Origin of the sequence: Paraburkholderia sprentiae WSM5005 (assembly GCF_001865575.2) — a bacterium.
GTDB classification, from domain to species: domain Bacteria; phylum Pseudomonadota; class Gammaproteobacteria; order Burkholderiales; family Burkholderiaceae; genus Paraburkholderia; species Paraburkholderia sprentiae.
The window spans coordinates 447,042-465,030 of sequence record NZ_CP017561.2 but is presented as its reverse complement, the minus strand read 5'-3'; the positions used below and the strand labels follow the sequence as shown (position 1 = coordinate 465,030).

Here is a 17,989-nt window from a genome sequence, read left to right as displayed (position 1 = left end):
AACAGCGGCGGTCTGAGGCCGGAAAAGCGCTGACGCGAATTAAAGCGAAGCCGCCGCGTAATGCGCGGCGATTCCCGCGAACAACGCGCCGCCGAGCCAGTTGTTGTGACGGAACGCGGCAAAGCACGGCATCCGCTCGCGATGGCGGATCAGCGTGTAGTGATAGATCGCGCAACCCACAGCGACCGCCCAGCCCAGCCAGTACAGCAGACCGAACCGGAGCACCAGGCCGATACCGACGTAGATCCCGAGCGTCACCGCATAGCACAGCATGACCGCGGTCACGTCGAAGCGGCCGAACGTCAGCGCCGATGTGCGGATACCGATCTTGATGTCGTCGTCGCGATCGACCATCGCATACTCGGTATCGTACGCAACAGCCCAGAAGACGTTCGCGACGAGCATCACCCACCCGAGCAGCGGCACGTGATCCAGTACCGCGGCGAACGCCATCGGAATGCCAAAGCCGAACGCGATGCCCAGATACGCCTGCGGAATCGCAAAGAAGCGCTTCATGAACGGATACGTGCCGGCGACGAATAGCGCCAGCACCGACAACTCCCTGGTCAACGCATTGAGCGACTGGATTAGCAGAAACGCGATCAGCGACAGGACCGTGGCCAGCAGAACCGCTTCCCAGGCATTGATCTTGCCGGACGTGAGCGGCCGGTTTTCGGTGCGCTTCACGTGGCGGTCGAAATCGCGGTCCGCATAGTCGTTGATCGCACAGCCAGCCGAGCGCATCAGCACGGTGCCGAGCGTGAAGATCACCAGCAATTGCCACGACGGATGACCGCCGGATGCGATCCACAGTGCATTGAGCGTCGGCCACAGCAGCAGCAGGCTGCCGATCGGCTTGTCCATGCGCACGAGGCGCAGATACAGGGGAAGTCGGGCGAACATGGGACGAATTCGGTGAAGTGCGAACACGGTGTGCCCATTTTACGGGAAGCGCATCGCGCGGCGTCAGCGCAAAAAACAAAGCCTCCCGTGCGGGGAGGCTTGTGCGTTTCTAGACACGGCCTGGGCCTTGCCCGCGCCGGCATCCGACGTGACTCGACCGCTCAGCCGCGGCCAATCAAGCGAGCAGCGAGCGCAGCATCCACGCGGTCTTTTCGTGCGTCTGCATGCGTTGCGTGAGCAGGTCGGCGGTCGGCTCGTCGTTGGCGGCTTCGGTCGACGGGAAGATTGCGCGCGCGGTGCGCACCACGGCTTCCTGCCCTTCGACCAACTGGCGGATCATGTCTTCCGCGGGCGGCACGCCATCCGCTTCGGGAATCGACGACAGCTTCGCGAAATCCTTATAGCTGCCCGGCGCATGCACGCCCAATGCGCGGATGCGTTCGGCGATCGAGTCGACCGCGAGCGCCAGTTCGTTGTACTGCGTTTCGAACATCAGATGCAGCGTGTTGAACATCGGACCCGTGACATTCCAGTGAAAGTTGTGGGTCTTCAGATACAGCGTGTAAGTGTCGGCGAGCAGACGCGACAGCCCTTCTGCGATCTTCTTGCGATCCTTGTCGCTGATGCCGATGTTGACGTGCTGTACCGCTGCGGCGGCTTCTTTCTTGGCCATGATGACTCCTTCGAAGAGTGATACGAACCGGTCGACAGATGAGGGTCTGCGAAATCGCAAATAAAACGTTCGACAGTGTAGCGTGAAATGTCGCGCGGTTCGCGCAAGACGTGCCCGAAAGCTTTGCTGCGCCGCCATTCTGGCGGCGCAGCGCTCAGCCGCCCAGCACGTGCAAGGCCTGCGCGGCCATCACCGCGAAGCCGCTCGCGACGATCGCCAAGCCCACCACCTTGCGCAGCATGAACCTCTGCGGTTGCGCCTGCATGCTTCGCGTCGCGGCCGAACCGCCGATGCTTGCCATCACCATCTGAATCATGATCGTTCTCCCGGTGCGTATCGTGACGCCTAACGATTCCTGCCTTCCTGCAACGCGGCGAGCGCCGCGATCACCCCTTGCGCGTAAGCCGGATCGGCGTGGCGGAAATGCTCGATCTGACGCGCGACGATCTCCTGCGGCACGCCGTCGATATGTCGCGCGATGTTGCCGAACAGACGCTCGCGCTGCGCGTCGTCCAACAGCGCGAACAGCATGCGCGGCTGCGTGTAGTAGTCGTCGTCCTCGCGATGCGGGTAACGCGCAATCGCGCCCGCCGCGAGCGGCGGCTCCGACGCGTTCCCGTCCTGCGCGAAGTCGCCGAAGCGACTCGGCTCGTAATTCACGTTGCCGCCGAGATTGCCGTCGGTGCGCATCGCGCCGTCGCGATGAAACGCATGCGCGCCCGGAGCGCGCGGCGCATTCACCGGAATCTGATGATGATTGATGCCCAGCCGGTAACGCTGCGTATCGCCGTACGAGAACAGACGTCCCTGCAACAGACGGTCCGGTGAAAAGCCGATGCCCGGCACCACATTTGCCGGCGTGAACGCCGCCTGTTCCACGTCCGCGAAATAGTTCGCCGCGTTGCGGTTCAGCTCGATCGTGCCGACGTCGATCAACGGATAGTCCTTCTGCGACCATACCTTCGTGATGTCGAACGGGTTGAAACGATAGTTCGCCGCTTCCGCTTCGGGCATCACCTGGATCGCGAAGCGCCACTTCGGGAAGTTGCCCGCGTCGATGCTATTCACCAGATCGCGCTGCGCGCTTTCGCGGTCATTGGCGACCACCTGGGCGGCTTCCGCGTCGGTGAAATTCTCGATGCCCTGCTGCGACTTGAAGTGGAACTTGACCCAGAAACGCTCGTTGTCCGCGTTGATGAACGAGTATGTGTGCGAACCGAAGCCATGCATCTGCCGGTAGTTCTTCGGAATGCCGCGATCGCTCATCAAAATCGTCACCTGATGCAGCGACTCCGGATGACGCGACCAGAAATCCCAAGCGGCGACATTGCTGCGCAGATTCGTGTACGGATCACGCTTTTGCGTATGGATGAAGTCCGGAAACTTCAGCGGATCGCGGATGAAGAACACCGGCGTGTTGTTGCCGACCACGTCCCAGTTGCCTTCGTCGGTGTAGAACTTGATCGAGAAGCCGCGCACGTCGCGCTCGGCGTCGGCCGCGCCACGCTCGCCGGCCACCGTCGAAAAGCGCATGAACAGCGGCGTTTCCTTGCCGACCTGGGCGAATACCTTCGCCTTCGTGTAGCGCGAGATATCGTGCGTCACCGTCAGCGTGCCGAACGCACCTGAACCCTTCGCGTGCACGCGACGCTCAGGAATCACTTCGCGATCGAAATGCGCGAGCTTTTCGAGCAACCAGACGTCCTGCAGCACGACCGGGCCGCGCGGGCCCGCGGTCATCGAGTCCTGGTTGTCGGCGACGGGCGCGCCGGCGGCATGGGTGAGCTTACGTTCGGACATAGGCACTCCTGTGTGGTTTTTATCGAATCAAAGGGAAAACGGGCGGCATCGATGCGCGACGCACGCCGTTATGGATAGGCGCGTCAGGCCGCCAGCACCCGGTCGGCGAGCAAGGAGATCGCGACCGTACGGAGACTCGGCGCGGGGAGCGTCGCAGACGGTCGCGCAGAAAAGGCGTGGATGAGTTGTGAAACCGCTTGCATGGTGATGTCCTCCAAGGGGGATCGGGCGATCCGTGGAGGAAACTATAGCGATTGCTATCGAATATTTGAAGTTGATTAATTTAATCTATTCGATAGGGCTGAGGCCCTTTTTTGACAGGCCGCCCCCGCTCCAAGGACGGCTGTAAGAGACGACGGTTAATCAGTTGACGGCGGTCGGCAGATCGAGCTTTTTGACGCCAGGCAGGTCGCACGCAGCGACTGCCTCGCAGATCGCGTCGATCGCGGGCATGCGCGTGAAGCTCTTGCGCCATGCCAGCACGACGCGGCGATCGGGCACCGGCTCGTCGAACGCGACGTAGCTGAGCAGGCCCGCGTCGATCCCGCCCGCGTGCGGCTTGACCTCGTGCACCGACATGCGCGGCAGCACGGTAATGCCGACCCCGCTCGCGACCATATGACGAATCGTTTCGAGCGACGAGCCCTCGAAGGTCTTCTGGATGCCGTCCGCGTTCTGCGAAAAACGCATCAGTTCGGGACACACGCCGAGCACATGATCGCGGAAGCAGTGGCCGCTGCCGAGCAGCAGCATGGTTTCCTGCTTCAGATCGTCGGGGTCGATCTTCGGGCGGCTTTCCCACGCGTGACCAGACGGCAGCGCGACGACGAATGGCTCGTCGTAAAGCGGGCGCAGCGTCAGACCGGTTTCGGGAAATGGCAGCGCCATGATCGCGACGTCGATTTCGCCCTGCTTGAGCAGCTCGATCAGCTTGAGCGTGTAGTTTTCCTGCAGCATCAGCGGCATCTGCGGCACACGCCGGATCATCTGCTTGACGAGCGTCGGCAGCAGGTACGGCCCGATCGTGTAGATCACGCCAAGGCGCAGCGGACCGACCAGCGGGTCCTTGCCCTGCTTGGCGATTTCCTTGATCGCAAGCGTCTGCTCGAGCACGCGTTGCGCCTGCGTGACGATCTGTTCGCCGATCGGCGTGACGCTGACCTCGCTGGTGCCGCGCTCGAAGATCTGCACGTTCAGCTCGTCTTCGAGCTTCTTGATGGCCACGGACAGCGTGGGCTGGCTGACGAAACACGCCTCGGCGGCCCGGCCGAAGTGCCGCTCGCGGGCCACCGCAACGATGTATTTCAATTCGGTGAGCGTCATTCGGGGATCAATCAGTATGAAGGATTCGATAGGTTCTAGTTATACACCTATAGGGTCGGTTCGCCAACCTTTTAGCCGGTCCGCTTGCGCCGGCGGCTCGCGCTCAGGCTTTCAGGTATTGCTCGCGCGCGCCGAGCCAGCGCGCCAGATGCTGGATGACGATGTCCGGATACTGGTCGAGCAGCGTCGCGGCGGCCTCGCGCGCCGGCTCAATCAGGTGCTGATCGTTCTGCAGGTCGGCGAAACGCAGCATCGCCGCGCCCGATTGACGCGCGCCGAGGAATTCGCCGGGCCCGCGGATGTCGAGGTCGCGGCGGGCGATCTCGAAGCCGTCGGTGGTTTCGCGCATCGTTTGCAGGCGGGCGCGGGCGGTCATCGACAGCGGTCCGGTGTACAGCAGTACGCAAACCGACGCGGCGCTGCCGCGCCCCACCCGTCCGCGCAACTGATGTAGCTGCGCGAGACCGAAGCGCTCCGCATGCTCGATCACCATCAACGACGCGTTCGGCACGTCGACACCCACTTCGATCACCGTGGTCGCGACCAGCAACTGGATCTCGTTGCGCGAAAACGCGTCCATGACCGCGGCCTTTTCAGCGGGCGCGAGGCGCCCGTGCACGAGCCCGACCTTCAGTTCAGGCAGCGCGGCCACGAGCGTCTCGTAGGTCTCGACCGCGGTTTGCAGCTGCAGGGTCTCGCTTTCTTCGATCAGCGGACACACCCAGTACACCTGACGCCCCGTCAGCGCCGCCTCGCGCACGCGGCCGATCACCTCTTCGCGGCGCGCGTCGGACACGAGCTTGGTGAGGATCGGGGTGCGGCCGGGCGGCAATTCGTCGATCGTCGAGACGTCGAGGTCAGCGTAGTAAGTCATTGCGAGCGTGCGCGGAATCGGCGTCGCGGACATCATCAGCTGATGCGGCTGGAAGTCGGGCGCGCCGTCGGCGGCGCCCTGCGCCTTCGCGCGCAGTGCGAGCCGTTGCGCGACACCGAAGCGATGCTGCTCGTCGACGATCACGAGCCCCAGGCGCGCGAACTCGACCGCGTCCTGGATGATCGCGTGCGTGCCGATCACGAGCTGCGCGGTGCCGAGCGCGGCCGCTTCGATTGCCGCGCGCTTCTCCCTGGTCTTCAGACTACCCGCGAGCCACGCGACGTTCACGCCGAGCGGCTCCAGCCAGCCGCGCAATTTACGCGCGTGCTGCTCGGCGAGGATTTCGGTCGGCGCCATCAGCGCGGCCTGGTAGCCGGCGTCGATCGCCTGCGCGGCAGCAAGCGCCGCGACGATCGTCTTGCCGCTGCCGACGTCGCCCTGCAACAGCCGCTGCATCGGATGCGGCTGCGTCAGATCGAGCGCGATCTCGCCGCCGACGCGCTGCTGCGCGGCCGTCAGCGAAAACGGCAGCGCCTTCAGCAGACGCGCGACCAGCGCCGACTCGTCGCCGAGCTTGCGGCGCGGCATGGCCGGCGCGGCGCGCGCGCGACGCTCGTCGTGCGCGCGCTTGAGCGACATCTGCTGCGCGAGCAGTTCCTCGAACTTGATGCGCACCCAGGCCGGATGGGTGCCGTCGATCAGCGCCGTTTCGTCCGACTGCGCGCCCGGATGATGCAGCGTGCGCACCGCGTCCATCAGCGCGGGCACGCCAAGCGGCTCGAGAAACGCGCGCGCGACCGGCACGGGCAGCAGCTCCGGCAGCGACGTGCGCGCGAGCGCGTTGTCGATCGCCTTGCGCAGATACGCCTGCGATACGCCCGCGGTGCTCGGGTAGACCGGCGTCAGCGCCTGCGGCAGCGGCGTGTCCTCATCGACGACGCGCACGGTCGGGTGCACCATCTCCATGCCGAAAAAGCCGCCGCGCACGTCGCCGCGCACGCGCAGGCGCGCGCCGGGCGCCATCTGCTTGACCTGCGAACCGTAGAAATTCAGAAAGCGCAGCACGAGCTCGTCGCCGTCGGCGTCTGCGTCGCGCAGCTTCACGAGCAGCTGCCGACGCGGGCGATAGGCGATCTCGTTGTCGAACACCACGCCCTCGGTTTGCGCGATGCCACCGGGCAGCAGGTGAGCGATCGGCGTCAGCGAGGTTTCGTCTTCGTAGCGCATCGGCAGATGCAGCACGAGGTCGATGTCGCGCGTGAGCCCGAGCTTGGCGAGCTTGTCGGCGGTTTTGACGGGGGTTTTGGCTGCGGGTTTGGCGGCGGTCTTCGCCGTGGCTTTGACTTTGGCGGCGGGTTTATCGTCGCTTGCGTGGTCGGCCGCGAATTCATCCGGCGGGTCGCCCGCGGCGGCGCCGGTGGGCTCGCCGTCGCGACCGGCATCGTGGCCAGCCGCCGTCATGTCGCGACGCGCGCCCCCTTGCGCCTGATCCCGTTGCCCCGCCTCCGCTCGCGCGCCACGGCGCCGCGGTTCGGCGCCCGCTTCGAGGGTGGCAACGGACGATCGGCGGTCGGACAAAGGCATGGGCTGCTTCGCAAGTACAATATCGGCTTCTGTCGAAAAAAGTCGTGCCGCGCTTCACACATCGAGCGTGGGCAGGACGCGGCTCACGGCGCGCGCGGGCTGCTTCGGCGTCCCGCCATCATAGCCGCCCGGCTCCGGCTTCGGCTCAATTCAGTCCCAAATCAGTCCCAACCCGCTTCCAGTCGTTCGCATGTTTACGCTTTCCGATTTCGATTTCGATCTGCCGCCCGAGCTGATCGCGCAAGTCGCGTTGCCCGAGCGCAGCGCAAGCCGTCTGCTCGACGTGGACGCCGCAGGCGTCGCCGACGGCGCCGCGCGCCTGATCGACCGCCGCTTCACCGAGCTGCCCGAGTGCGTCGCGCCGGGCGATCTGCTGGTCTTCAACGATACCAAAGTGCTGAAGGCGCGTTTCTTCGGCCAGAAAGCGAGCGGCGGCAAGATCGAAGTGCTGGTCGAGCGCCTGATCGGCGAGCGCAGCGCGCTCGCGCAGGTCCGCGCGAGCAAGAGCCCGCAGGCGGGAACGACGATCCGTCTCGCCGATGCGTTCGACGTCACCGTCGGCGAGCGCGTCGATCAGTTCTACACGCTGCATTTCCCCGACGACTGTCTGACGCTGATCGAGCAGTACGGCCGTCTGCCGCTGCCGCCCTACATCGAGCACGACCCCGACGCGACCGACGAAACCCGCTATCAGACCGTGTTCGCGCAAAACCCGGGCGCGGTCGCCGCGCCGACCGCCGGCCTGCACTTCGACGACGCGCTGCTCGCCAGGCTTGACGCAAACGGTGTCGAACGCGCAACGCTGACGCTGCACGTCGGCGCGGGCACGTTCCAGCCGGTGCGGGTCGAGAACATCGCCGAGCACAAGATGCACAGCGAGTGGTATCACCTGCCGCAAGCGCTCGCGGACAAGATCGCCGCGACGAAAGCGCGCGGCAATCGCGTGATCGCGGTCGGTACGACCTCGATGCGCGCGCTCGAAGCCGCCGCGCGCGACGCCGAAGCCGCCGGCCATCCGCTCGCCGCGGCGAGCGCGGAAACCGATATCTTCATCACGCCGGGTTACCGCTTTCGGGTGGTCGACCGCCTGGTCACGAACTTCCATTTGCCGAAGTCGACGCTGCTGATGTTGGTGTCGGCATTCGCGGGCGTCGAGACGATTCGCGCCGCGTATCGTCATGCGATCGACGAGCGCTATCGCTTTTTCAGTTACGGTGACGCGATGCTGCTCACGCGGCGCGATGCATAAGCCGGCGCGGACACCGTTTCAACGTATCGGCAGTTTTCCTAGCCGCCGCGCTTCGTCGTGGCGGTTTTCATCGATTGCGCCGGACTGTCTTCCGGTAGCACAGGAGTGATCCCCATGACCCTTGGTCATCCATCGTCGCAACGTCCTGCCCACGAGCGCCCGGAGAATGGCCTCAAATTCGAACTGCTCGGCACCGACGGCCTCGCGCGCCGCGGCCGCGTCACGCTCAATCACGGCGTGGTCGAAACGCCGATCTTCATGCCGGTCGGCACGTACGGCACCGTGAAAGCTGTGCAGCCGCGCGAGCTCGATGAAATGCATGCGCAGATCATCCTCGGCAACACGTTTCACCTGTGGCTGCGCCCCGGCCTCGAAACGATCGACGCCCACGGCGGCCTGCACGGCTTCATGGGCTGGAAAAAGCCGATCCTGACCGACTCGGGCGGCTTCCAGGTGTTCTCGCTCGGCGATCTGCGCAAGATCACCGAGGACGGCGTTACGTTCGCGTCGCCGATCAACGGCGACCGGCTGTTCCTGTCGCCGGAAGTGTCGATGCAGATCCAGAAGGTGCTGAACTCGGACATCGTGATGCAGTTCGACGAATGCACGCCGTACGCGACCAACAACATCCCGACCTCGCACAAGGAAGCGGCAGAATCGATGCGCATGTCGATGCGCTGGGCGCAACGCTCGATCGACGAGTTCCAGCGCCTGGGCAATCCGAATGCGCTGTTCGGCATCGTGCAGGGTGGGATGTTCGAGGACCTGCGCGACGAGTCGCTCGCCGGGCTCGCGGAAAAAAACTTCCACGGCCTCGCGATCGGCGGTCTGTCGGTCGGCGAACCGAAGGAAGACATGATGCGGGTCCTGAACCACATCGGCCCCAAGCTGCCCGCCGACAAGCCGCACTACCTGATGGGCGTCGGCACGCCGGAAGATCTGGTGGCCGGGGTCGCGGCCGGCGTCGACATGTTCGACTGCGTGATGCCGACGCGCAACGCGCGCAACGGCTGGCTCTTCACGCGCTTTGGCGACGTCAAGATCCGCAACGCGACGCACAAGAACTCGCTGCGCCCACTCGACGAGCAATGCGGCTGCTACACCTGCCGCAACTTCACGCGCGGCTATCTGCACCATCTGCATCGCGTCGGCGAAATCCTCGGCGCGCAGCTGAACACGATCCACAACCTGCATTACTACCTGGAACTGATGCAGGAAATGCGCGATGCGATCGAGGCGAAGCTGTTCGACGCATTCCGCAAGCGCTTCCACGAAAACCGCGCGCGCGGCGTCGAACCGTCGTCCTGAAGACCCGGCATGCGGATTCGCGTGTCGCACGCGGATAACTTACAATTTACTTTCGCCGGTCGCTGAATTCGCCGGAGTCGGAGCTTTAAACGGTTGATCGCAAAGCCGATTCGCCGCGCCGGCGCGCATAGGGCCGGTGGTAGAATAATCGGCTGATTTTTTTGTTCGTTTGACTGATAACGGAGAGACCAACGTGTCGTTCATTTCAAATGCCTTCGCGCAAGGCGCTGCAGCAGGCGGTATCGAATCCAACCTGATGAGCTTCCTGCCGCTGATCCTGATGTTCGGCGTGCTGTACTTCATCATGATTCGCCCGCAAATGAAGCGCCAGAAGGAACATCGCAGCATGCTCGCAGCGATGGCCAGGGGCGACGAAGTCGTGACGAACGGCGGCATCGTCGGCAAGGTCACGAAGGTGGGCGAAGCCTACGTCGGCATCGAAATTTCGGAAGGCACGGAAATCACCGTGCAAAAGGCGTCGGTCACGACAATTCTTCCGAAGGGCACGATCAAGTCGCTGTAAGGCCTGCACTCCTCGCGTCCGGTGCGGCCTCGCCGGCAGTTCATGCACTTCGCTGAACAGCCCGCGCTCATCGCCGGACGCATCGCATCCAAGCCAACCTTCCCGTTGGACCACTCATGAATCGCTACCCCCTCTGGAAATACGCCGTGATGCTGGTGGCTCTGGTCATCGGCCTCGTGTACACGCTGCCCAATCTGTACGGCGAAGCGCCGGCGGTGCAAGTGTCGAGCGGCAAGGCAACGGTCAAGCTCGACGCCACCACGCTTGCGTCAGTCGAAGCGGCGCTCGCCGGCAATCAGATCAAGCCGACCGCGATTACGTTCGACAACTCGCAGAACAACGCGAACATCCGCGTGCGCCTGACGGACACGGACACGCAGCTGCGCGTCAAAGATCTGCTGCAGAAGTCGCTCAACAGCGACCCGAACGATCCGCAGTACATCGTCGCACTGAACCTGCAAAGCGCGTCGCCGACCTGGATGACCGCGCTGCGCGCACTGCCGATGTACCTGGGTCTGGACCTGCGCGGCGGCGTGCATTTCCTGCTGCAGGTCGACATGGCCGGCGCCCTGAACAAGAAACTCGATTCGGACGCCTCGGACGTGCGCACGCTGCTGCGCGACAACAACGTCCGCGACGGCGGCGTGAATCGCGTGAACCAGTCGGTGGTGGTGAATCTGGCCGACCAGGCCACGGCGGACGCGGCGCTCAAGCTGCTCGGTCGCAGCGTCAGCGAACTGCAGTGGGTGTCGCAGCCGAACCCCGGTGCGGACGGCGGCGTGCAACTCGTCGGCACCTTCACGCCGGCCGTGCAACGCACCGTGCAGGACGCCGCGCTCAAGCAGAACATCACGACGCTGCATAACCGTGTGAACGAACTCGGCGTGGCCGAGCCGGTGATCCAGCAACAGGGCTCGGACCGTATCGTGGTCGAACTGCCGGGCGTGCAGGACACCGCGAAGGCGAAGGACATCATCGGCCGCACGGCGACGCTCGAAGCGCGCCTCGCCGACCCGGTCAACACGCATCCGAACCCGAACGACCCGGTGCCGCCGGGCGATGAACTCTTCACGCAAGGCAACCAGGCGCCGGTGCTGCTGCGCAAGCAGGTGATCTTCACCGGCGACCGCATCATCGACGCATCAGCGGGCTTCGACGAGCATCAGCGTCCGTCGGTCAACATCCGTCTCGATTCGGCAGGCGGCCGCGCGGTGCGCGCAGTGTCGCGCGACAACATCGGCAAGCCGATGGCGATGGTGCTGTTCGAACGCGGCAAGGGCGAAGTGCTGACGGTCGCGACCATTCAGTCGGAACTGGGCGACCGCTTCCAGATCACCGGCCAGCCGACCCCGCAAGCGGCCGCCGACCTCGCGCTGCTGCTGCGCGCCGGTTCGCTCGCCGCGCCGATGGAAATCATCGAGGAACGCACGATCGGCCCGAGCCTCGGCGCCGACAACATCAAGAAGGGCTTCCACTCGGTCGTGTGGGGCTTCGCGGCGATCGCCGTGTTCATGATCGCGTACTACATGCTGTTCGGCGTGATCTCGACGATCGGCCTGTCCGTGAACCTGTTGCTGCTGGTCGCGGTGCTGTCGATGCTGCAGGCCACGCTCACGCTGCCGGGTATCGCCGCTATCGCGCTCGCGCTCGGTATGGCGATCGACTCGAACGTGCTGATCAACGAGCGCGTGCGCGAGGAACTGCGCCACGGCGCGCCGCCGCAACTGGCCATCCAGAACGGCTACGCGCATGCATGGGCGACGATTCTCGACTCGAACGTGACCACGCTGATCGCCGGCCTCGCGCTGCTCGCTTTCGGCTCCGGTCCGGTGCGCGGCTTCGCGATCGTCCACTGTATCGGCATACTGACGTCGATGTTCTCGGCGGTGTTCTTCTCGCGCGGCCTGGTCAACTTCTGGTACGGCGGCAAGAAGAAGCTGAAGTCGCTGTCCATCGGCCAGGTGTGGCGTCCGCAAGCGGCGGCGGCAGGCTCGGCCGCCTATGTTGGCAACAGCGTTGGCAATAGCCTCGCCAGCAGCGACGCCGCGACCGACACCGCGCAGGCCATCGCCACTGCGAAGGCGAGCGCCAAGGCAAGCGCGAAGGCACCGGCCGCGGCCGGCGCGCAGGGTCGCGCGAAGCCGACCGTGCGCCGCCGCAATACGCCGGGTACGCCGACGTCGAACGACTCGACGCCGCAGAAACCGGGTTCGTCCCGCTGAGTCCCGGAGAAGAAGACCATGGAATTTTTCCGTTTCCGTAAAGACATTCCGTTCATGCAGCGCGCGTTGATCTTCAACGCGATCTCGCTGATTACCTTCCTCGCCGCCGTGTTCTTCCTCGTGCATCGCGGGCTGCACCTGTCGGTGGAATTCACCGGCGGTACCGTGATCGAGGTTCAGTATCCGGGCGTGGTTCCGCTCGACCCGGTGCGTAACACGCTCGGCAAGCTCGGCTATGCCGACGCGCAGGTGCAGAACTTCGGCTCCTCGCGCGACGTGCTGATCCGTCTGCCGCTGAAGTCGGGCTACACGTCCGCGCAGCAGAGCGAGCAGGTGATGGGCGCGCTGAAAGCCGACACGCCGCAAGTGCAGTTGCAGCGCGTCGAGTTCGTCGGTCCGCAGGTCGGCAAGGAACTCGCCACCGACGGTCTGCTCGCGCTCGCGTGCGTGGTGGCCGGTATCGTGATCTACCTGTCGTTCCGCTTCGAATGGAAGTACGCGGTGGCCGGCGTGATCGCCAACCTGCACGACGTCGTGATCATTCTCGGCTTCTTCGCGTTCTTCCAATGGGAGTTCTCGCTGTCGGTGCTGGCCGCGGTGCTCGCGGTGCTCGGCTATTCGGTCAACGAGTCGGTCGTTATCTTCGACCGGATTCGCGAAACCTTCCGCCGCGAACGCAAGATGAGCGTGATCGAAGTGATCAATCACGCGATCACCAGCACGATGTCGCGAACCGTCATCACGCACGGCTGTACGCAGATGATGGTGCTGTCGATGTTCCTGTTCGGCGGCCCGACGCTGCACTACTTCGCGCTCGCGCTGACGGTCGGTATTCTGTTCGGCATCTACTCGTCGGTGTTCGTCGCCGCGGCGCTCGCGATGTGGTTCGGCGTCAAGCGCGAAGACCTGCTGAAGGACAAGAAGGAACGCCTCGACCCGGACGATCCGAACGCGGGTGCGCAGGTTTGATGCGCGCGTAGTCGGAGGATTGCGCAAATAAGAAAGGCCGGTTCCCAGGAACCGGCCTTTGCGTTTGCGTACACCGTCGTTACCGCCTGATTACTAGCGGAACCCCAGCTTGCGCCGCGCGCCAATCAGGGCCGCGATGCTCAGCAACGCGGCAAACATCACGTAATAGCTCGGCGCGGCCTTCGAACCGGTCGCGCTGATCAGCCACGCGATGATGAACGGCCCGAAGCCGCCGAAGATCGTCACCGCGATGTTATACGCGAGCGACATGCCGGTCGTGCGCGTTTGCACCGGGAAAATCTCCGACAGCAGGCCCGGCGTCGCGCCGAAATACCCGCTGACCAGAAAGCCGAATACGATCTGCCACACGATCAGCGTGCCGAAGCTCGGATGCGCGATCAGGAACGCGAACGCCGGATAGACCAGCACGAACAGCAGTACCGCCGCGCTCAGCATGATGCGGGTGCGTCCATGCAGATCCGACAGATGCCCGACCACCGGCGAGAACACCATCTGGATCAGACCCGTCACGGCGATCGCCGAGAACGCGACCGACGGCGCCAGCCCCAGTTGCCGCACGCCATAGGTCGGCATGAACAGCATCAGATAAGCGGACACGGTCCCGAGGATCACCACGCCGATCGCGATCACGAGCCGCAGCTTCTGCGTCGCAAACGTGTCGCGCAGCGGCGTCTGCGTCGTTTCCGCGGCGAGAAATTCGGGCGTCTCGTCGAGCTTGGTGCGGATATAGAACGCGACCGGCCCGATCAGCAGACCGAAGAAGAACGGCACGCGCCAGCCCCACGACGCCATTTGCTGTGGCGACAGTTGGCCAGTCAGCAACGCGCCGAAGCCGGCCGCGAGCAGCGTCGTCAGACCTTGGCTCGCCATCTGCCAGCTCGCGTAGAAGCCGCGCCGCCCCGGCACGTGCTCGGCGAGAAACGCAGTCGCGCTGCCGAACTCGCCGCCCGCCGAGAAGCCCTGCATCAGCCGGGCGAGCACGAGGATCAGCGGCGCGGCTAGGCCGATGCTCTGATAGGTCGGCAAAATCGCGATGATCAGCGTGCCGCTCATCATCAGCAAGATGGAAAGCGTGAGCGCCGCCTTGCGCCCGGCGCGATCCGCATACGCACCGATCACGATCGCACCGAGCGGGCGCATGAAAAACGACACGCCGAACGTGCCGAGCGTGAGCAGCAGCGACACCGTCTCGTTGCCCGCCGGAAAAAACAGCTTCGAGATGGTCACGGCGAAGAAGCCGTACACCACCAAGTCGAACCATTCGAGCGCGTTGCCGATCGAGGCGGCCGCCACCGCGCGCCACGCATTCTGCCGGCTTCCCGCGACGCTTGCTGCTGTCGTTGCATTCATCCAGACCTCCTGTCCCGCGCGAAATATTGATCGTACAGCGACAAAAAACCGCTTCGTCGGTGAACGGGCGAAGCGGTTTTCGGGTTGCGGCGCGGCGCGAATCGAATCGCAAAAGCGGCTCCCGCGCGCCACCGGGTGCGAAGGCGCGAGCGCGCTTACTGCTGCTTGATACCTTCCGACTGAATATGCAGGCGCGTCTGCATGCTGAAGCCGTACTTCGCGCCGAAATCCATGCCGTAATCGGCGCGATTGAATTCGGTGCTCGCCTCGACGCCGCACACTTCGCGCTTGAGCACCGGATGCTGCATGCACTTGAACGAATCGATCTTCAGATTCACCGGCTTCGTGATGCCGCGAATCGTCAAGGTGCCGATCACTTCGACCGGCTTGTCACCGTCGAACCTGATCTGAGTGCCCTTGTAAGTCACGGCCGGATACTTGTCGGTGTCGAAGAACTCGGCGGCCTTCAGATGATCGTCGAGCTTCGGGTTGCCGGTCTGCACCGAGGCCGGATCGACGGTGACCTCGACGGTGCCGGTTTTCGCCGCGCGATCGAGCGTCACCGTTCCCGTGGTCTTCGTGAACTTGCCGCGCCAGATCGACAGACCGCCGAAGTGGTCGGCCTCGAAGCTCGGAAACGTGTGCATCGGATCGAGCGTATAGGTATCGGCGGCGAAGGCGCCGAGCGACAGCGACGAAGCCAGCGCGCCAACGGCGATCAACATGGACGTTTTCAATTCGTGCTCCTGTTTTGCGTTGAAAATCGCGGTGCAACCTGCGGTGGGAAAACGGCCGCGCCCCACGTGGCGCGGCGGACCTCGGGAATGCCGCGCGCGTTACTTGCGCGCGGCGACGATATGAAACTTGATCACGACCTCGTCGGCAACGACCGACGTGTCCTTCCATTCGCCGGTGCCGATGTCGAACTGCGAGCGCTTGATCGGCAACGCGCCGTCGAAGGTCTGCGTCGCGCCCTGCTGGCTCACCGTGACCGGCACCACGACCGTCTCCGACTTGCCCTTGATGGTCAGCTTGCCGGTCACCTTGAACTGGTTGCCGCCGGCCGGCGCGATCGCGCTCGACACGAACGTCGCGCTCGGCCAGGCCTTCGCGTCGAACCATTCCTTGCCGCGCACCTGCTCGTTATAGCTCTCGTCGCCGAGATCGTAGCTCGCGACGTCGATGTTGAGCTGCGCGCTGCCGGCTGCCGGCTTGGCCGGATCGAAGCTGACCTGCGCGGTGAACTTGTTGAATTTGCCTTCGACCGGCACGTTCATCTGCTTGGAGGTGGCCGTCACCGAGCTCTTCGCGACGTCGACCTGCGCGAGCGCCGCGCCCGCCGCGCTGAGCGACGCCGCCGCGAACGCGGCGAGCATGTAGCGATAAAACGAAACCTTCATGGTTGTCCTTATTTGAGGAAAGGAAGCATGCGCGACAGCAGGCCGTCGCGATCGAGCCATTGATGCTTGAGCGCCGCCGCGACATGCAGCGCGACCAGCGCGAGCATCGTGTAATTCAACGCGATGTGCACGTTCTTCAGTACTTCCTTTAACTGCGGATCGGGCGCGATGAGACGCGGCAGCGGAATCAGGCCGAGGTAGACGACCGGCACGTTCGCCGCCGAGCTATACAGATAGCCGGACGCGGGAATCAGGATCATCAGCGCGTACAGCAACAGATGCGTCAGATGCGCGGCGCCGCGCTGCCAGCTGGGCATGCGGCGCGGCATCGGCGGCGCGCCGTGCGCAGCGCGCCACAGGATGCGCAGGATCGCGAGCGCGAACACGGTCACGCCGATCCATTTGTGCCATGAGAAGTAGCGCAGCTTGGTGGGCGTGAAGCCCGGGATGTCGGTCATCACCCAGCCGAGCGCAAAGCCGCAGACGATCAGCAGTGCGATCAGCCAGTGAAAAGCGATGGCGGTCCGCGTATACGACTCCCGGGTACCGAACGATGGATTGAGTGTCATGACAGGTCTGCGCAGGCTGTTGGAAGTTAACGGCGCGCCGCGGCCAGCTATTCCGCGACAACCGCCGCGCATCGGCACGGCGCACGCGGCCGATAGCCGGAGATCATCGCCGGAACAGGCCGCCGGACGTGCCAAGGCCGCCATGCTACCCCAAGCGCGAGAAGCTGGCTGTAGCGCATCGGCGCCATGGGCCCGAATTTTGCACCGCAACAGCCCGCGGGCGCCGGGCGGGCGCCGTTGCGTTGATCAAAGCGGCGACGGAAAGCTTTCGGAGCGGCGCCATGCCAGGCCAGACCAAGCGCGGGGTTCGACTCGGTCGCGAGGCTGCGTTTGGTACTATTGCTGCTCACCTCCGCCCGACCCGTCGTACAGAGCAAGCCCTGCACGTCCCACTACGTCGTTAGCCCATCTGCCTCATGGAACATGACAACCTGATCGCGTGCCATGAATGCGATACGCTGTTCCGCAAGCCACGGCTTGTCGGACGCGTCGCCGCGCGCTGTCCGCGCTGCGGCGCGACGCTCTATCGCGGCGTCTCGCGCAAGCTCGACGCGATCTGCGCGCTGACGCTCGCCGCGCTGATCACGTTCCTGATCGCCCAGGGTTTTCCAATCGTCGAACTCGAAACCAACGGCATCACGTCGCAGACCACGCTATTCGGCGCGCTCGTCGCGCTGTGGGGCGAGGACATGGAGATCGTCGCCGTGATGGTGTTCTGTTCGACCATCCTCTTTCCGCTCACCGAACTCGTCGCGCTGCTGTACGTGCTGGTGCCGCTGCGCGCCGGCTACGTGCCCGCGCACTTCAATCGCGTGCTGCGCGCGATCCAGTTCGTGCGGCCGTGGGGCATGATCGAAGTGTTCATGCTCGGCGTGCTGATCACGATCGTGAAGATGGTGAGCCTCGCGCGCGTGATTCCCGAGGCGGCGCTGTTCGCGTTCGGCGCGCTGACGCTGATGTTCGCGGTCGTCGTCACGTTCGATCCACGTGTGCTGTGGGATCTCGCCGACGAGATGGACACGCGCGGCGATCGGCCTTTGCCGCGCACGTCGGCCGACAGCGCGGCGGTTGCGGTCGGCTCGCTCGCCGGCCCGCCGGCGCCGTCCGCTAGCGTCGCGGGCTCGAACGGCCACACCGCTGGCGACACCGCTGCTGGCATAACCCGCAGCCCAGCGGGCGGCGCCGCGCCCGGCTTGCCGCCCGCTCCGCGCGAAGGATGAG

At 64.6% G+C, this 17,989-nt stretch carries 16 protein-coding genes; 6 read left to right on the top strand and 10 right to left on the bottom strand.

The features are described from left to right. Positions 1-39: 39 nt before the first annotated feature. From ubiA to recG, 6 genes are all read right to left on the bottom strand, one after another. On the bottom strand, positions 40-903 hold the full coding sequence (gene ubiA / locus BJG93_RS02190) for a 4-hydroxybenzoate octaprenyltransferase (protein WP_027196737.1): 864 nt from the start codon (positions 901-903) through the stop codon (positions 40-42). 175 nt (positions 904-1,078) lie between these two features. Continuing rightward, positions 1,079-1,576: a Dps family protein gene (locus BJG93_RS02185; RefSeq protein ID WP_027196736.1), complete on the bottom strand. Its 498-nt coding sequence runs from the start codon at positions 1,574-1,576 to the stop codon at positions 1,079-1,081. Positions 1,577-1,730: 154 nt separating this feature from the next. Further along, positions 1,731-1,892 (bottom strand): hypothetical protein, encoded by a 162-nt coding sequence (locus BJG93_RS02180; RefSeq protein ID WP_167544148.1) that lies wholly within the window; start codon positions 1,890-1,892, stop codon positions 1,731-1,733. Between the two features lie 29 nt (positions 1,893-1,921). Continuing rightward, on the bottom strand, positions 1,922-3,376 hold the full coding sequence (locus BJG93_RS02175) for a catalase (protein WP_027196735.1): 1,455 nt from the start codon (positions 3,374-3,376) through the stop codon (positions 1,922-1,924). 363 nt (positions 3,377-3,739) lie between these two features. Further along, positions 3,740-4,699 (bottom strand): LysR substrate-binding domain-containing protein, encoded by a 960-nt coding sequence (locus tag BJG93_RS02170; RefSeq protein ID WP_027196734.1) that lies wholly within the window; start codon positions 4,697-4,699, stop codon positions 3,740-3,742. Between the two features lie 103 nt (positions 4,700-4,802). Then, a complete protein-coding gene (recG, locus tag BJG93_RS02165; protein WP_027196733.1) occupies positions 4,803-7,157 on the bottom strand; it encodes an ATP-dependent DNA helicase RecG in 2,355 nt (784 codons plus the stop codon). A 190-nt stretch (positions 7,158-7,347) separates the two neighbouring features. Here recG and queA point away from each other — a divergent pair, with 190 nt between their 5' ends. From queA to secF, 5 genes are all read left to right on the top strand, one after another. Continuing rightward, complete coding sequence (gene queA, locus BJG93_RS02160) at positions 7,348-8,406, top strand: tRNA preQ1(34) S-adenosylmethionine ribosyltransferase-isomerase QueA (RefSeq protein WP_027196732.1); 1,059 nt, start codon at positions 7,348-7,350, stop codon at positions 8,404-8,406. A gap of 114 nt (positions 8,407-8,520) precedes the next feature. Beyond that, positions 8,521-9,714, top strand: a complete 1,194-nt coding sequence (tgt, locus tag BJG93_RS02155) for a tRNA guanosine(34) transglycosylase Tgt (RefSeq protein ID WP_027196731.1) — start codon at positions 8,521-8,523, stop codon at positions 9,712-9,714. Between the two features lie 193 nt (positions 9,715-9,907). Next, the gene (yajC, locus tag BJG93_RS02150; RefSeq protein WP_027196730.1) at positions 9,908-10,237 is read left to right on the top strand and encodes a preprotein translocase subunit YajC; all 330 of its coding nucleotides are present in this window, start codon (positions 9,908-9,910) and stop codon (positions 10,235-10,237) included. Between the two features lie 116 nt (positions 10,238-10,353). Then, complete coding sequence (secD, locus tag BJG93_RS02145) at positions 10,354-12,459, top strand: protein translocase subunit SecD (RefSeq protein ID WP_027196729.1); 2,106 nt, start codon at positions 10,354-10,356, stop codon at positions 12,457-12,459. An 18-nt stretch (positions 12,460-12,477) separates the two neighbouring features. Further along, positions 12,478-13,428 (top strand): protein translocase subunit SecF, encoded by a 951-nt coding sequence (secF, locus tag BJG93_RS02140; RefSeq protein WP_027196728.1) that lies wholly within the window; start codon positions 12,478-12,480, stop codon positions 13,426-13,428. A 93-nt stretch (positions 13,429-13,521) separates the two neighbouring features. Here secF and BJG93_RS02135 read toward each other — a convergent pair whose 3' ends face one another. The 4 genes from BJG93_RS02135 to BJG93_RS02120 all read right to left on the bottom strand — a co-directional run bounded on the left by BJG93_RS02135 (position 13,522) and on the right by BJG93_RS02120 (position 16,768). Next, entirely contained in the window at positions 13,522-14,799 is a 1,278-nt protein-coding gene (locus BJG93_RS02135; protein ID WP_027196727.1) for an MFS transporter, read from the bottom strand. A gap of 155 nt (positions 14,800-14,954) precedes the next feature. Continuing rightward, entirely contained in the window at positions 14,955-15,524 is a 570-nt protein-coding gene (locus BJG93_RS02130) for a YceI family protein (RefSeq protein ID WP_027196726.1), read from the bottom strand. A gap of 111 nt (positions 15,525-15,635) precedes the next feature. Further along, the gene (locus tag BJG93_RS02125) at positions 15,636-16,199 is read right to left on the bottom strand and encodes a YceI family protein (RefSeq protein ID WP_027196725.1); all 564 of its coding nucleotides are present in this window, start codon (positions 16,197-16,199) and stop codon (positions 15,636-15,638) included. Between the two features lie 8 nt (positions 16,200-16,207). Further along, positions 16,208-16,768 carry a cytochrome b gene (locus BJG93_RS02120; protein ID WP_027196724.1) on the bottom strand — a complete coding sequence of 187 codons (561 nt, stop codon included), beginning with the start codon at positions 16,766-16,768 and terminating at the stop codon, positions 16,208-16,210. 416 nt (positions 16,769-17,184) lie between these two features. On the opposite strand from BJG93_RS02120, the gene BJG93_RS02115 reads away from it, so the two are divergent. After that, positions 17,185-17,988 carry a paraquat-inducible protein A gene (locus tag BJG93_RS02115; RefSeq protein ID WP_027196723.1) on the top strand — a complete coding sequence of 268 codons (804 nt, stop codon included), beginning with the start codon at positions 17,185-17,187 and terminating at the stop codon, positions 17,986-17,988. Position 17,989 lies beyond the last annotated feature (1 nt).